Below are 15,027 nucleotides of genomic sequence, written 5' to 3' on the forward strand. Positions count from 1 at the left end.
TTCACCCCTTCGGGGCCAGCGGCGGCTTCCGCTTCTTGAACGGCGCCATGCCCATACGGGCGAGTTCGTCGGCCCGCTCGTTTTCGGGATGGCCGGCATGGCCCTTGACCCAATGCCACGTCACCTGATGGCGGCTGCGCGCCTCGTCGAGCGCCCGCCAGAGCTCGGCATTCTTGACCGGCGCCTTGGCCGCCGTCCTCCAGCCGTTGCGCTTCCAACCTTCGATCCAGCCGTTGATGCCGTCCTTGACGTAGTTGCTGTCGGTGTAGAAATCGACCTTGCACCGCTGCTTGAGGGCGCCCAGCGCCTGGATGGCGGCCATCAACTCCATGCGGTTGTTGGTCGTCTCCGGCTCGCCGCCGGAAAGCTCCTTGACGGCTTCGTTGTAGCGCAGGATGGCGCCCCAACCGCCGGGGCCGGGATTTCCCGAACAGGCCCCGTCGGTGAAGATCTCGACGGATTTCATCGTGGTTCGATCCCGAATTCGGACGGCGACTTTATGCTGCGGTGGAAGCGCAGGCGGCGGACATATTCGAGCGGATCCCGCTTCTGCACCAGGGCGCCGTCGGGGATGGTCAGCCAGTCGTAGAGCCTGGTCAGCATGAAGCGCAGAGCCGAACCGCGGGCCAGGATCGGGAGAGCTTCCACCTCCCTGGCGCTCAACGGCCGCACGCTCTGGTAGCCGGCGAGCAAGGCGGTACCCTTCGTCAGATTGAATGCGTGATCCTTCTCGAAGCACCAGGCGTTGAGACAGGTCGCCAGGTCGTAGGCGAAGAGATCGTTGCAGGCGAAGTAGAAATCGATGATGCCCGAGAGTTCGTCGCCCAGGAAGAACACATTGTCGGGGAAGAGATCGGCATGGATGACGCCTAACGGCAGGTCGGCGGGCCACTTCTCGGCGAGTTCGGCGAAATCCGCATCCACCTCGGCCGACAGGCCTGGCTCCACCTCGTCGGCGCGCGGACGTGCGGCGCCCCACAGCTTCCTCCAGCCGTCGAAGGACAGCGCGTTCCTTCGTGTGAGCGGAAAGTCGGCGCCGGCGAGATGCAGGCCGGCGAGCGCCTTTCCCACCTCGCGGCAATGGGCGGCGGTCGGCCGTCGCGGCCACATGCCCTCCAGGAACGTGATCAGGGCGGCGGGCCGACCGGCGATCGTGCCGATGACGGTACCGTCGCTGCGATGCACCGGCAGCGGGCAATTGATGCCCTTCCCGGCCAGGTGATCCATCAGCCCGAGGAAGAAAGGCAGGTCAGCCTGATCGACGCGTTTTTCATAGAGCGTCAGGATGTAGGAGCCGCTCGCCGTATGGAGCAGGAAGTTCGAGTTCTCCGAGCCTTCCGCGATGCCCTTGTAGGACAGAAGCCGGCCGACGTTGTAGCGCTCGAGGAAGGCGTCGAGCTCGCCCTCCGTGATGTCCGTGTAGACAGCCATGCCTCAACGGTCCCCGTTGACGAACGCCATGTCGGCAGCCGTCAGATCGACATCGCGCAGCGCACGCATCACTGGGAAATTCTCCGTTTCGGTCGCAGTCACCGCGAGATCGACATGGACGTCGAACCGTTCGCGGAAAGCGTCGATGATTTCGTCCACGATGATCTCGGGCGCGGAGGCACCTGCCGAAAGTCCCAACGTCGAGATCCCGCCGACCTCATCCCACGGAATCTCGGAAGCCCGCTGGACGAGAAGCGACATTTTCGCGCCGGCACGCTCGGCCACCTCGACGAGGCGCCGCGAATTCGAGGAATTGGGCGCGCCGACGACAAGGAAGAGATCCGCTCCGGAGGCCGTTTCCTTGACCGCCTCCTGGCGGTTGGTCGTGGCGTAGCAGATCGATTCGGCAGCAGGAGCATGCAGATCGGCGAAACGCTCCGTGAGCACGCGGATGATGCCGGCCGTATCCTCGACCGACAGCGTGGTCTGGGTGACGAAGCCCAGCGCGGCAGGGTCCAGGGGCTCGAACCGCACTGCATCGGCCTCGGTCTCGATGAGCGTCACCGTGCCGTCGCGAAGCTGCCCCATCGTGCCGATCACCTCGGGGTGGCCGGCATGGCCGATCAGCAGCACATGGCGGCCGAGCCGCTGGTGGCGCATGGCCTGCTTGTGGACCTTCGAGACCAGCGGACAGGTCGCGTCGAGATAGAAGAGGTTGCGCGCCTCGGCATCCTGCGGCACGGATTTCGGCACGCCATGCGCGGAAAACACCACCGGGCATTCCCGGTGGTCCGGCGGGATCTCGTGAAGCTCCTCGATGAAGACGGCCCCGAGGTTCTGAAGCCCCTCGACCACGTAGCGATTATGGACGATCTCATGCCGGACATAGACCGGCGCACCGTATTTCTTCAGTGCCAGCACCACGATCTGGATGGCGCGGTCGACGCCGGCGCAGAAACCGCGCGGCTGGCAGAGCCGGATCGTCAGCGGCGGCTTTTTGGTTGGGGCGGGCATGGCTTTCCGATCGATTGAGCGCGCCCGAAATGATGTCCCGGCCCTATCCATGTCAAGGGCGAAAGGTTGCGGCATGGCGGCGGCAAGCCGTCTGCGGCTTCCCTGTTTGGCCAGCGCACAGGATCGCTTATGCAGTAGCTATGCTCATATGCGGAGTGCGGCCATGAAGGAAATCCAACGTCAGGACGCGAGAGCCCCATTGTCACGCCGCGACGACGGGGCCGAGCGCCGCGTGATCACGAGGCACGGCGAGAAGGAATCAGCGCCTCGGCCATCGCTCGGACGGCTTCTGGTGAACTCGCCACTGGAAGAAGGTGATCTTCCGGCACGTCGCCCCGTATCTTTGTTGCGCGGAGGTTGACTGGCCTTCCGCGATCCGCACAACCAGATGAGACACACTGCCCCCGCAGCGCCATCGCTGTCCACCCTTGACATTATCGCGCAAATTACGCAAATTATGCAAATTTCGCAGGAGGCTTTGATGCATCAGGCTCCAACCGTTCCCGCGAGCGATTTCTCACGGAACTTCGGAAAATATCAGGATGAGGCGATCAAAGTGGGCGTCATCAATGTGACCAGTCACGGCCGCGTGGTTGGGGCCTATCTCTCTGCGGCGGAACTGGAGCATTTTGAGCGCCTCAAGCAACGGGAACGTGAAGTTTTGAAGATCGGCGACCTCGACGACGATACGATAGCGGCCATCGAAGCTGCCGAGTATGGCGCCGCGCCCAAGTGAACATCCCTACGCCAAGACCGGGCCTCGTCATTCGTTACAGCTTCCTTTGGAGTTCAGAACACGATCAGGGTGCTGTCGAGGGTACGAAGGACCGCCCTTGCGCCATTGTTGTGGCAGTTCCTCACGGCGAGGGCGGACAGGTTCGCACGATTGTCGCGCCCATCACGCATCGCCCGCCGGAGGATTCGGGCACATCCCTGGAGGTCCCGGATACTGTGTGCCGCAGCCTTGGGCTAGACGGCGCACGGCATTGGATTCGCTTCGACGAACTCAATCGCTTTACGTGGCCTGGCTACGATCTTCGGCCGCGACCAGATGGTTCCTATCACTACGGAATGCTGCCGCGCGGACTGTTCGAAGAGCTTCGGCAAGCGATCGTGGAAGCGCAAAAAATCCGCCGCGCGCGCGTCGTGCCGCGAGACGACTAAGCATTTCTCCCGAAGTGGTCACCGTTTTCGGCCAAAAGGACATGCGTCAAATGAAGTAGAGTTACGCATGTCGCGCAAAACTGCTGCACACTCTTGCGCGACATGTCTTGAGGGCTCTCGAACCTTCGGCCGATACCCGCTAAACCCGCGTGCCGCCGACCGTCATCTGGTTCATGCGCAGATGCGGCTGCCCGACACCGACCGGCACGCCCTGACCGGCCTTGCCGCACATGCCGATGCCGGTGTCGAGCTTCATGTCGTTGCCGACCATGGTCACCCGGTGCATCGCGTCGGGTCCGTTGCCGATCAGCATCGCGCCCTTGATCGGCTGCGTGACCTTGCCGTTCTCGATCATGTAGGCTTCCGTGCAGCCGAACACGAACTTGCCTGACGTGATGTCGACCTGGCCGCCGCCGAAGGAAACGGCGTAGATGCCGTGCGGCACCGAGGCGATGATCTCGGCGGGGTCGAGGTCGCCCGCCGTCATGAAGGTGTTGGTCATGCGCGGCATCGGCTGGTGCGCGTAGGATTCGCGACGGCCGTTGCCCGTCGCCTCCATACCCATCAGCCTGGCATTCTGCCGGTCCTGCATGTAGCCGACAAGCTTGCCGTCCTCGATCAGGACATTGCGGGCGGTTGGGGTGCCCTCGTCGTCGACCGTAAGCGAGCCGCGACGCTCGGCTATGGTGCCGTCGTCGACCACGGTGACGCCCCTGGCCGCCACCTGCTGGCCCATCAGCCCGGCGAAGGCCGATGTCTTCTTGCGGTTGAAGTCGCCTTCCAGCCCGTGGCCGACGGCCTCGTGCAGCATGACACCCGGCCAGCCGCTGGACAGCACGATGTCGAAAGTGCCGGCCGGCGCGGGAACGGCCTGCAGATTGACCAGCGCCTGACGCAGGGCTTCGTCGGCGGCGAACCTCCAGCTGTCCTCGACAAGGAACTCGCCGAAGCCCTTGCGGCCGCCCATGCCGTACGAGCCGGTCTCCTGGCGATCGCCCTCGCCCACCACCACCGAGACATTGACGCGCACCAGCGGGCGGATGTCGCGGACGATCTGGCCGTCGGCGCGCAGGATCTCGACATGCTGCCAGGAGGAAGCAAGCGATGCCGTCACCTGGCGCACCCGCGGGTCCTTATTGCGCAGGAAGGCGTCGATCTCCTGAAGGAGCTTCGCCTTCTCTGCGAAAGACGGCGACGGAATCGGGTTCTCGTCGCCGTAGAGATGACGGTTGGTGCGCGCCGGAGCCGCGGCCAGCGTGCCCGAATAGCCGCCCTTGACGGCCGAAACAGCGTCCGAGGCGCGCAGCAGCGCGCTTTCGGAAAGCTCGCTGGAATGGGCATAGCCGGTCGCTTCGCCGGCGACCGCCCGCAGCCCGAACCCCTGATCGGTGTTGAAGTTCGCGGTCTTCAGCCGGCCGTTGTCGAACATCAGCGCCTCGCTCTCGCTGTATTCGAGATAAAGCTCGCCGTCATCGGCGCCCGCGATCGTGTCGGCGACGACCCGGCGCACCTTGTCTTCGGAAATGTCGAACTGGCCGAGAATGCTGTTCATCGCCTGCCGCCTTGCTGGATGGAATGACTGTACGGGCATGTAGGCGCGGTCACACCCGAAGGCAATGCGGGCAATGTCACCTGCTCAGGGCAGCGCCGCGAAGCCTTCGCCGAAACCCTTGAGGTCGACCGGGATGCCGATACCTTCCTCAGGCGTCTGGAAGACGATGAAGGTGGCCGACGTGCCGGTCTTCAGCGTGTCGAGCAACTGCTTCTCAAGGATGACCTCGGCATAGCATCCGTCCTGGAAGCAGCGCACGAAATAGGCGCGACCGATGTCCTTGCCGTCGACATTGAGGCCGAGGCCGTTGGGGAGGAGCACTCCGAGCGGGGCGAGCACGCGCAGGATCTCCGCCTTGTTGTCGGCCGTGCGCAGCACGACGACCGACAGGCCAACCTCAGGACGATCCTCCGCTACGACGTTCTGCATCATGGCGCATTGCTCGGCGGTTGCCCCCGCCGGCGTATCGCACACCACGGACCAGGCGCCGTGCGTCGACTTGACCGTTCCGCTCTGCTGGGCGGAAGCCGTCGAGAAGACCCCGACGGCGGCAGCGCACAGGAAGACCTGCGCCAGCGGTCTGAAAAGCCCAGTGATCATGGCTGCTCCATAACGAATCACGGCAATTTAGTTCCCGGCAGCGTCAAGTAAAGGACAAGCATGCGCTTCAGAACAGCCAAATTGCCAAGCCCGCCGACTTTTCGGGAGCAAATCCGCCCGAATTGCGACGCCACACCGCCTTATCGGCCAACGGCCATCGCACAAGGTGCGAAGCCCGGTCGCTGCCGCGGGGGGCATCGGTGGACCACCGTTTCTCCACACCGGCCGGCGCGCGCAAAAATGCCGCATGATCTGTTCCGCTCATTCCTTGCGGTCGCAATGAGAGTATGGTTTGAACGCGCCATGGCCGCCGGGATTCCAGTTCCGGCGGGCTTTGACGACGACCTGGCCGCAAAGACTGGGAGATGATGAGGGCGATGAGAAAATTCCTTGCTGGCGCAGCCGCACTGACGGCATTCCTCCCCGCGGCGGCGGCCTATGCGGACCAGCCGACGCCGTGGCAGTGGCGTTTCCAGGCGGCGGCGACGCCGATCATGGAACAGATCGAATGGTTCGAGAAATATACGCTGTGGTTCATCATCCCGATCACGCTTCTCGTGCTCGTGCTGCTCGCCTACTGCATCCTGAAATTCCGTGCGAGCGCCAATCCCGTGCCCTCGCGCACCAGCCACAATACGTTGATCGAGGTCATCTGGACCGTCGGTCCGGTCGTGGTGCTCCTGGCCCTGGCCGTTCCCTCCTTCCAGCTCCTGACGGCGCAGTACACACCGCCGGAAGAGCCGAAGCTGACCATCAAGGCCACCGGCAACCAGTGGAACTGGGACTATGAGTACCAGGTCGAGGATGCGCTCTCCTTCAACTCGGCCATGCTTCAGGAAGGCGACCGCGCCGCGGCCGGCAAGGAAGACAAGGCGAGGTATCCGCGGCTCCTGGCCGTCGACAACGAAGTCGTCGTTCCCGTCAACACGACGACGCGCGTTCTGGTCACCGCCAGCGACGTCATCCATGCCTTCGCCATGCCGGCCTTCGGCGTGAAGACCGACGCCGTGCCGGGCCGCATCAACGAGATCTGGTTCAAGGCCGAGAAGGAGGGCCTCTTCTACGGCCAGTGCTCCGAGCTCTGCGGCAAGGACCACGCCTACATGCCGATCGCGATCCGCGTCGTATCGGAAGACCAGTACAATACCTGGCTCGCGGCTGCGAAGACCGACCTGCCCGGCGCGAACAAGGCGCTGATGGCCGCGGTTGACGGCGACAACAAAGTGGCGGTCGCCGGCAACTGATGCCGCGAACCGATAGGGACTAAGGAACGGAGCGGAACATGGCAGGCGCTGCAGCTCACGACGACCACGACCACAAGCCGAAAGGCTGGGTGCGCTGGGTCTATTCGACCAACCACAAGGACATCGGCACGCTCTACCTGATCTTCGCGATCTGCGCCGGCATCATCGGCGGCGCGCTGTCGATCGTCATGCGCATGGAACTCCAGGAGCCGGGAATCCAGATCTTCACCGGCCTGGCGCAGATGGTCTACGGCCTCGACGGCGACGCCGCCATCGACGGCGGCAAGAGCATGTTCAACGCCTTCACCACGGCCCATGCCCTGGTCATGATCTTCTTCATGGTCATGCCGGCGCTTATCGGCGGCTTCGCCAACTGGATGGTGCCGCTCATGATCGGCGCGCCCGACATGGCGTTCCCGCGCATGAACAACATCTCGTTCTGGCTGCTGCCTCCGGCGTTCCTCCTTCTGATCCTGTCGGCCTTCGTGCCGAGCGCGCCCGGCGCCTATGGCGTGGGCGGCGGCTGGACGATCTATCCGCCATTTTCGACCAGCGGCCAGCCCGGACCGGCGATGGATCTCGCGATCCTGTCGCTGCACATCGCCGGCGCGTCGTCGATCCTCGGCGCGATCAACTTCATCACCACGATCTTCAACATGCGCGCCCCAGGCATGACGCTGCACAAGATGCCGCTCTTCGCCTGGTCCGTGCTGATCACCGCCTTCCTGCTGCTGCTCTCGCTGCCGGTGCTGGCGGGCGGCATCACCATGCTGCTGACCGACCGTAATTTCGGCACGGCCTTCTTCGCGCCCGAGAGCGGCGGCGACCCGATCCTGTTCCAGCACCTGTTCTGGTTCTTCGGGCACCCGGAAGTCTACATCCTGATTCTGCCGGGCTTCGGCATCGTCAGCCACATCGTGTCGACCTTCTCGCGCAAGCCGATCTTCGGCTATCTCGGCATGGCCTACGCCATGGTGGCGATCGGCGCGGTCGGCTTCATCGTGTGGGCGCACCACATGTACACGACCGGCCTTTCGCTCGACACGCAGCGCTACTTCGTGTTCGCCACCATGGTCATCGCGGTGCCGACGGGCGTGAAGATCTTCTCGTGGATCGCCACGATGTGGGGCGGCTCGATCTCCATGCGCACGCCGATGCTGTGGTCGATCGGCTTCATCTTCCTGTTCACCGTGGGCGGCGTCACTGGCGTCCAGCTCGCCAATGCCGGCCTGGACCGTTCGCTGCACGACACCTACTACGTGGTCGCCCACTTCCACTACGTGCTGTCGCTCGGCGCCGTCTTCGCCATCTTCGCCGCCTGGTACTACTGGTTCCCGAAGATGACCGGCTACATGTACTCGCCGCTGATCGCCCGCACCCACTTCTGGGTCACGTTCATCGGCGTGAACCTGGTCTTCTTCCCGCAGCACTTCCTCGGCCTCGCCGGCATGCCGCGCCGCTATATCGACTACCCCGATGCCTTTGCGGGCTGGAACCTGGTGTCGTCCTACGGCTCCTATATCTCGGGCCTCGGCGTCCTGGTGTTCCTCTACGGCGTGTTCGAGGCCTTCTCGAAGAAGCGTATCGCCGGAGCCAACCCATGGGGCGAAGGCGCCACCACGCTGGAATGGCAGCTGCCTTCGCCGCCGCCCTTCCACCAGTGGGAGCAATTGCCGAAGATCAAGTGATCGGCGGGAAACGATCTTGAAGCCGCCGGCCGGTCCGGCGGCTTCGGCCAAACGGAATGATGGACTTAAGTACGCATGGCCCTTGTGCAGAAAAGCGGATTTGACGAAGCCCGCTTCCGAATGTCGGAAGCGACGGCGTCGGACTATCTCGCGCTGCTCAAGCCGCGGGTCATGTCCCTCGTGGTCTTCACGGCCTTCGTCGGCCTCGCCGCCGCCCCCGTCACGGTCAACCCGTTCATAGGCATGATCGCCATCGCCTCGATCGCCGTCGGGGCCGGTGCGTCGGGCGCGCTCAACATGTGGTACGACGCCGACATCGACGCGGTGATGACCCGCACCGCCAAGCGCCCGATCCCCTCGGGCCGCGTCGCACCCGGCGAGGCACTTGTCTTCGGCCTGGTGCTTTCAGTCCTTTCGGTGATGACGCTCGGCGTGCTCGTCAACTGGCTCGCAGCCGCCCTGCTCGCATTCACCATCTTCTTCTATGCCGTCATCTACACGATGTGGCTGAAGCGCTCGACGCCGCAGAACATCGTGATCGGCGGCGCCGCCGGCGCTTTCCCCCCTGTCGTCGGCTGGGCTGCGGCTACCGGCTCGGTCAGCCTGGAAAGCATTGTCCTGTTCCTGATCATCTTCCTCTGGACGCCGCCGCATTTCTGGGCGCTCGCGCTGTTCAAGTCGGAGGACTACGGCCGCGCCGGTATTCCGATGATGCCGAACGTCGCCGGCCATGCCTCGACGCGCCGGCAGATCTTTGTCTATTCGGTGCTGATCGCGCCCGTCGGCGTGCTGCCCTGGATCCTCGGCTACACCACGGCCGTCTATGGCGCCGCTTCTATCGCCCTCGGCATCGGTTTCGTCTGGTATGCGTGGAAGGTACTGCGCATGGGCGACGACGATCGCGCCATGAAGCCCGCCAAGAAGCTGTTCGCCTATTCGCTGCTCTATCTGTTCGCCATCTTCGCGGTGTATCTGGGCGACGTCGTCGTCTCGCGCGCCATAGGCCTGCCCGGAGCCTGATATGAACGAGAACAATATCGAAATGGTGACGCTCACCGAGGCACAGAGGAAGGCTCAGCGCAGCCGCTCGATCGCCATCGGCATCGGGCTCGGCGCGCTGGTCATCATCTTCTACGTCGCCACCATCGTCAGAATGTGAGGCGGTGATGGTCGAGAATCGCAGCAAGAGCGCGAGCAAGGACCGCAGCAACCTGCTGGTCGCCGGGGTGTGCCTCGCCTTCTTCGGCGGTATGGTCGGCATGGCCTATGCAGCCGTGCCGCTCTACAAGATGTTCTGCCAGGTCACCGGCTATGGCGGCACCACGCAGCGCGTCGAGCAGTATTCCGACCGCGTGCTCGACCGCGACATCACCATTCGCTTCGACGCCAACACGGCTGGCCTGCCCTGGGACTTCCAGCCGGTGGCCCGCGAGGTGACGATCAAGATCGGCGAGACGACGCAGGCCAGCTACAAGGCGACCAACCGATTCTCAAAGGCCAATGCCGGCCGCGCGACCTTCAACGTCACGCCCGAGATGGCCGGAGCCTATTTCAACAAGGTCGAGTGCTTCTGCTTCACCGACACCACGCTGAAGCCTGGCGAAACGCTCGACATGCCCGTCGTCTTCTATGTCGATCCGGCCATCGTCGACGTGCCGGAACTCAAGGACATCAAGACGATCACCCTCTCGTACACTTTCTTCCCGATCGAAGGGAACAAGCCGGTGGCGGTTGCGCCGAAGGCGGAAGGTGATAAGACCACTACCGACGGACAACTCGGGGGATAGAATGGCAAACGCCCACGCCAAACCGCAGCACGACTACCACATCATCGACCCCAGCCCGTGGCCGTTCCTCGGCTCCGTCGGCGCGCTCGTCATGGCGATCGGCGGCGTCGGCTTCATGCAGTATCTGAAGGGCAACGAGTTCCCCATCCTCGGCGTGAATCTTGCTTCGCCGTATCTCTTCGTCATCGGCCTTTTCATCGTGCTGATGGTCATGGCCGGGTGGTGGCGGGATACCATCAAGGAGGGCAATGAGGGCCATCACACCAAGGTGGTCTCGCTGCACCTGCGCTACGGCATGATCATGTTCATCGCCTCCGAGGTGATGTTCTTCGTGGCCTGGTTCTGGGCCTTCTTCGACGCCGCACTTTTCCCCAACGAGGCCGCGCAATATGCCCGCGAAGCCTATACCGGCGGGGTCTGGCCACCGAAGGGCACCGAGGTCCTCGACCCCTTCCATCTGCCGCTCTACAACACGATCATCCTGCTGCTTTCCGGCACGACGGTGACCTGGGCCCACCATGCCCTGATCCATGACGACCGCAAGGGCCTGGTCTGGGGCCTTGCGCTGACGGTCGCGCTTGGCGTGCTGTTCTCGTTCGTCCAGGCCTATGAGTACATGCACGCGCCGTTCGGCTTCAGGGACTCGATCTACGGCGCCACCTTCTACATGGCGACCGGTTTCCACGGCTTCCACGTCTTCGTCGGCACGATCTTCCTGCTCGTCTGCCTGTTCCGAGCCATGGCCGGCGGCTTCACGCCGAAGCAGCATTTCGGCTTCGAGGCGGCTGCCTGGTACTGGCATTTCGTCGACGTCGTCTGGCTGTTCCTGTTCGCCTGCGTCTATGTCTGGGCCTCGCAGGGCGCCGTCATCGCTCACGGTTGAGCCTCGACGGAAATGACCAAGGAAACGGCCGCCCCTGCGCGGCCGTTTTTGTTTCGGCCTCTGCGCGGGCCGATCAGCCGGACGAATGGCCGCACGACGGTCGCCGGCGCAGACATGGTAAGGATCGGGAAATGGCGAACGAGGATGATCGGAATAGACCCGTGAGCGACGATCAGGCGATCTGGCCGCCGGTAGACCCGGTCACGGCAGGGCTCAAGGGGCGCTGCCCGCGATGCGGCGAAGGAAGGCTCTTCTCGGGTTTCCTGACCGTCGCCAGGAGCTGCGGCGTCTGCAGGCTCGACTATTCCTTCGCCGATGCAGGAGACGGACCGGCCGTCTTCGTCATCCTGATCATCGGCTTCATCGTCGTCGGCCTGGCGCTATGGATGGAGGTCAATTTCGGCCCACCGCTATGGCTGCATCTCCTGCTCTGGATCCCGCTGACACTCGTGCTCTCGCTGACCGCCCTGCGGCTGATCAAGGGCGTCCTGATCACGCTGCAATACCGCAACAAGGCGGCCGAAGGGCGGCTGGACCGGCCGCAATGAGCCTCGCCGACCACCAGGCCGCGCGCCCGAAGGGGCCTGCATGGGCGATCGTCGGGCTCGGGGCCGTCCTCTTTGTCATGCTCGTCGGCCTCGGCACGTGGCAGATGCAGCGTCTCGCCTGGAAGGAGGCGCTCATCGCCGCCGTCGACCAACGCATCGGGTCGGCTTCGCGGCCCCTCTCCGAGCTGGAGCGCCAATTCGCCGAAACCGGCGACGTCGACTACTGGCCGGTCGAGGCGACCGGCCGTCTGCTCAACGACCGCGAGAGCCATTTCCTGGCGACCTGGCGAGGACAGTCCGGCTTCTTCGTCTATGCGCCGCTGGAGCTGCTCGACGGGCGTGTGCTCTTCGTCAATCGCGGTTTCGTGCCCTTTGACCGCAAGGATCCATCGACGCGGACCGAGGGCCAGATCGCGGACCTGGTGACCGTGAAGGGTCTCGCCCGCAATCCGCTCGCCGAAAAGCCGTCCTCGCTGGTGCCCGACAACGATCCCGCGAAGAACGTCTTCTATTGGAAGGATCTTGCCGCCATGGCCGGTCGCGCAAGCGTGCCGGCCGACCGAATCGTGCCATTCTTCATCGATGCGGATGCCACGCCCAACCCCGGCGGGCTGCCGATCGGAGGCGTTACCCTGGTCGACTTCCCTAACAACCACCTACAATATGCCTTGACCTGGTACGGGCTCGCCGCCGCGCTGCTTGCCGTCCTGGGCGCCTGGCTGATCTCGAGACGTCGCGCGTGACCCCCTCCTCCATGGTCATCCTCACAGGCGCCGGCATTTCGGCCGAGTCCGGGGTCGACACGTTCCGGGACGCAGGCGGCATCTGGTCGAAGGTCGACTATCGGGAGGTCGCCACTCCCGAAGGCTTCGCCCGCAATCCGCGCAAGGTGCACGACTTCTACAACAAACGCCGGCGGGGCATGGCGGGCATTCTGCCGAATGCGGCGCATGCGGCGCTCGCCCGGCTGGAACAGGCATTCCTCGGCACATTCCTGCTGGTCACCCAGAACATCGATCATCTCCACGAGGCGGCGGGCTCGCACAGGCTGCTGCACATGCATGGCGAACTCGCCAAGGCGCTCTGCGAGGCCTGCGGCGAACGCAGCGAATGGCCCGGCGACATGTCGACCTCGTCGCAATGTCCGCAATGCCGCACCGTAGGGCGATTGCGGCCCGACGTGGTCTGGTTCGGTGAGATGCCTTATCATATGGAACGCATCTACGCCGCGCTCTCGGAATGCGACCTGTTCGTGTCGGTCGGCACCAGCGGTAGCGTCTACCCCGCGGCCGGTTTCGTCGAAGAGGCTCGCCTCGCCGGCGCCCATACGGTCGAGCTCAACCTGGAACCTTCCGAAGGCGGCAGCCTTTTCGCGCAAACCCACTACGGCCGGGCGACCGAGGTCGTGCCCGCCTTCGTAGACCGCCTCATCGAGAAGAGCTGGCCCTGACCCTTGATGTCAGGACTCGTCTATCCGCCGTCCTTCCATGAGTTCGCGATCCGTCGAACTGTTGTCTCAACGCCGGGCCAGCAACCTTTCCAGCCCTTCCCTGACAAGGGCGGGAACGTCCCTTGAATCGTCGAGATACGCGGATTCGAGCAGGCCGTCTGACAGAGCGACAAGCAGCGAGGCGGTGACGGAAGGGGCTGGATCGCCATCCGCAGCAAGAAGCTTCCGGAGGACGCCGTGATACCATGCACGGCGCGCATCAATGGCTTGCCGAACGGGGCTATTCGGGTCGGGGTATTCGGCGGCTGCGTTGAGGAACGGACAGCCCCGGTAGTCCCCAGTGACGACGGCCTCGCTGATGCGCCCCAGGATCGCGGCGATCATCTTGCGCGGAGACTGCTTGGGGAGCGCTGAGGTGGCTTCCCGCCCAAGCTGGTCCTGCTCTTCGATATAGGCGAGGACGAGATCATCCTTCGACGGGAAGTGATTGTAGAACGTCGCCTTGGCCACGCCCGCTTCCGCGATGATGCGGTCGATGCCCACGGCACGGATGCCCTCGGTATAGAAGAGACGGGTCGCGGTATCGAGTAAGCGGCGGCGCGCCGCGCTTACTCCAGGATCGGTCTGCGAAACGGTTCTGTTCATGGGATTGACTCTAACAGACAGACCTGTATGGTGCATAGACAGACCTGTCTACCTAGGAGAAACAATGCAGACGAACGAGACAGCCGAAATCGTGCATCGATTCAACCGGGCCTTCCTCGATCACGAGCCTGCGATCCTCAAAGACCTGATCGCACCGAACTGCGTCATGGAGTCGATTCAGCCGGCGCCCAATGGTACGCGATACGAAGGCTATGACGCCTGCCTCGCATTCTGGGAGGCTCTCGCTGCGGACCCGGTTACCTATTTCGATGTTGAAGACACGATCGTAATGGGCGACCGCGCTATCATCCGCTGGCGTTTCAATTTCGGTGACGGTGGGTCGGTTCGGGGCGTCAACCTGATGCATGTCCGCGACGGCCGGATCGTCGAAGCGCTCGGTTACTCAAAGTCGCCCGGCCAGTCGGCCCCACTACCTGAGTGACCGCCAGATAGTGGTTTCCTCGCCGCCGAACCGACACGTCCGGGGAGCCACTCGCTGCTTTCGAAAGTGAGCAGCGGTTCGGGAAAAAGGCATGCGCTAGATCAATAGTCTACGGCGCGTCGCGTGAATCCTTCTCGCGTTTCACGCGACGCCCTGTAAGGCGAAGCGCCATATGGCTCAATGAGGTGAGAGAATGAGGACCGACAGCGAAGTTACCCGCGCGATCATGGACCGCTTCAATGGCGCGTTCGAGGAGCACCGGCCCGAAGACCTCGACGATCTGATTGGTGAGGGTTGCGTTCTCGAGAATACGACGCCCGCTCCGGATGGCGCGCGCTACGAAGGGCGTGAGGCTTGCCTCAATTTTTGGAAGGGAATCGCGTCCTCTGCGAACCTTGTATTCGAAGCCGAGGAGATTTGGGCCAGCCAGGACCGCGGGATCATCCGATGGCAACTCCGATGGAGCAAAAGCAAGGCGGATCGGGTGCGAGGGATAAACATAATGCGCGTTCGGGACGGAAAGATCGTCGAAGGTCTGGGATACGTGAAGGGATAGGGACATGCCCCTCCTCACGTCTC

General features: G+C 63.6%; 18 protein-coding genes. 12 read left to right on the forward strand and 6 right to left on the reverse strand.

The genetic code is table 11. The features are described from left to right. Position 1: 1 nt before the first annotated feature. From rnhA to ispH, 3 genes are read right to left on the reverse strand one after another with little or no spacing between them, the layout of a single operon-like run. Positions 2 to 466 carry a ribonuclease HI gene (rnhA, locus tag JN302_RS29390; RefSeq protein WP_202330060.1) on the reverse strand — a complete coding sequence of 155 codons (465 nt, stop codon included), beginning with the start codon at positions 464 to 466 and terminating at the stop codon, positions 2 to 4. After that, positions 463 to 1,431 carry a homoserine kinase gene (locus JN302_RS29395; protein WP_202330061.1) on the reverse strand — a complete coding sequence of 323 codons (969 nt, stop codon included), beginning with the start codon at positions 1,429 to 1,431 and terminating at the stop codon, positions 463 to 465. The genes rnhA and JN302_RS29395 overlap by 4 nt, the downstream gene beginning before the upstream one ends. A 3-nt stretch (positions 1,432 to 1,434) precedes the next feature. Next, positions 1,435 to 2,445 carry a 4-hydroxy-3-methylbut-2-enyl diphosphate reductase gene (gene ispH, locus JN302_RS29400; RefSeq protein ID WP_202330062.1) on the reverse strand — a complete coding sequence of 337 codons (1,011 nt, stop codon included), beginning with the start codon at positions 2,443 to 2,445 and terminating at the stop codon, positions 1,435 to 1,437. A 481-nt stretch (positions 2,446 to 2,926) separates the two neighbouring features. Here ispH and JN302_RS29405 point away from each other — a divergent pair, with 481 nt between their 5' ends. After that, positions 2,927 to 3,181, forward strand: a complete 255-nt coding sequence (locus tag JN302_RS29405) for a type II toxin-antitoxin system prevent-host-death family antitoxin (protein WP_202315120.1) — start codon at positions 2,927 to 2,929, stop codon at positions 3,179 to 3,181. A gap of 567 nt (positions 3,182 to 3,748) precedes the next feature. Here the strand turns inward: JN302_RS29405 and tldD are convergent. Then, positions 3,749 to 5,161, reverse strand: a complete 1,413-nt coding sequence (gene tldD / locus JN302_RS29410) for a metalloprotease TldD (RefSeq protein ID WP_202330063.1) — start codon at positions 5,159 to 5,161, stop codon at positions 3,749 to 3,751. Between the two features lie 84 nt (positions 5,162 to 5,245). Further along, positions 5,246 to 5,761: an invasion associated locus B family protein gene (locus JN302_RS29415; RefSeq protein WP_202307770.1), complete on the reverse strand. Its 516-nt coding sequence runs from the start codon at positions 5,759 to 5,761 to the stop codon at positions 5,246 to 5,248. A gap of 377 nt (positions 5,762 to 6,138) precedes the next feature. Between JN302_RS29415 and coxB the strand changes: the two genes are divergently transcribed. The 9 genes from coxB (at position 6,139) to JN302_RS29460 (ending at position 13,361) form a co-directional block, all read left to right on the forward strand. After that, positions 6,139 to 7,005 carry a cytochrome c oxidase subunit II gene (gene coxB / locus JN302_RS29420; RefSeq protein WP_244742272.1) on the forward strand — a complete coding sequence of 289 codons (867 nt, stop codon included), beginning with the start codon at positions 6,139 to 6,141 and terminating at the stop codon, positions 7,003 to 7,005. 38 nt (positions 7,006 to 7,043) lie between these two features. After that, complete coding sequence (gene ctaD / locus JN302_RS29425) at positions 7,044 to 8,693, forward strand: cytochrome c oxidase subunit I (RefSeq protein WP_202307772.1); 1,650 nt, start codon at positions 7,044 to 7,046, stop codon at positions 8,691 to 8,693. Positions 8,694 to 8,768: 75 nt separating this feature from the next. After that, a complete protein-coding gene (locus JN302_RS29430) occupies positions 8,769 to 9,713 on the forward strand; it encodes a heme o synthase (RefSeq protein WP_202330064.1) in 945 nt (314 codons plus the stop codon). Position 9,714: 1 nt separating this feature from the next. Further along, positions 9,715 to 9,852 carry a hypothetical protein gene (locus JN302_RS29435; protein WP_202307774.1) on the forward strand — a complete coding sequence of 46 codons (138 nt, stop codon included), beginning with the start codon at positions 9,715 to 9,717 and terminating at the stop codon, positions 9,850 to 9,852. A 7-nt stretch (positions 9,853 to 9,859) separates the two neighbouring features. After that, positions 9,860 to 10,480: a cytochrome c oxidase assembly protein gene (locus JN302_RS29440; protein ID WP_202307775.1), complete on the forward strand. Its 621-nt coding sequence runs from the start codon at positions 9,860 to 9,862 to the stop codon at positions 10,478 to 10,480. A 1-nt stretch (position 10,481) separates the two neighbouring features. Then, complete coding sequence (locus JN302_RS29445; RefSeq protein ID WP_202307776.1) at positions 10,482 to 11,363, forward strand: cytochrome c oxidase subunit 3; 882 nt, start codon at positions 10,482 to 10,484, stop codon at positions 11,361 to 11,363. Between the two features lie 161 nt (positions 11,364 to 11,524). Beyond that, on the forward strand, positions 11,525 to 11,911 hold the full coding sequence (locus tag JN302_RS29450; RefSeq protein ID WP_202307778.1) for a DUF983 domain-containing protein: 387 nt from the start codon (positions 11,525 to 11,527) through the stop codon (positions 11,909 to 11,911). Next, positions 11,908 to 12,654 carry an SURF1 family protein gene (locus JN302_RS29455; RefSeq protein WP_202330065.1) on the forward strand — a complete coding sequence of 249 codons (747 nt, stop codon included), beginning with the start codon at positions 11,908 to 11,910 and terminating at the stop codon, positions 12,652 to 12,654. Before JN302_RS29450 ends, JN302_RS29455 begins: the two co-directional genes overlap by 4 nt. A gap of 11 nt (positions 12,655 to 12,665) precedes the next feature. Beyond that, positions 12,666 to 13,361, forward strand: a complete 696-nt coding sequence (locus tag JN302_RS29460) for an NAD-dependent deacylase (protein ID WP_202334488.1) — start codon at positions 12,666 to 12,668, stop codon at positions 13,359 to 13,361. Positions 13,362 to 13,427: 66 nt separating this feature from the next. On the opposite strand, the gene JN302_RS29465 is transcribed toward JN302_RS29460, so the two are convergent. Beyond that, on the reverse strand, positions 13,428 to 14,006 hold the full coding sequence (locus JN302_RS29465; RefSeq protein WP_202315123.1) for a TetR/AcrR family transcriptional regulator: 579 nt from the start codon (positions 14,004 to 14,006) through the stop codon (positions 13,428 to 13,430). Positions 14,007 to 14,070: 64 nt separating this feature from the next. Here JN302_RS29465 and JN302_RS29470 point away from each other — a divergent pair, with 64 nt between their 5' ends. Together JN302_RS29470 and JN302_RS29475 are read left to right on the forward strand one after the other, a co-directional pair. Beyond that, positions 14,071 to 14,448: a nuclear transport factor 2 family protein gene (locus tag JN302_RS29470; protein ID WP_202330066.1), complete on the forward strand. Its 378-nt coding sequence runs from the start codon at positions 14,071 to 14,073 to the stop codon at positions 14,446 to 14,448. 193 nt (positions 14,449 to 14,641) lie between these two features. Next, on the forward strand, positions 14,642 to 15,004 hold the full coding sequence (locus tag JN302_RS29475) for a nuclear transport factor 2 family protein (RefSeq protein ID WP_202307784.1): 363 nt from the start codon (positions 14,642 to 14,644) through the stop codon (positions 15,002 to 15,004). Positions 15,005 to 15,027: the final 23 nt, after the last annotated feature.

It is taken from the genome of Mesorhizobium sp. L-8-3, from assembly GCF_016756615.1.
Lineage (GTDB): Bacteria > Pseudomonadota > Alphaproteobacteria > Rhizobiales > Rhizobiaceae.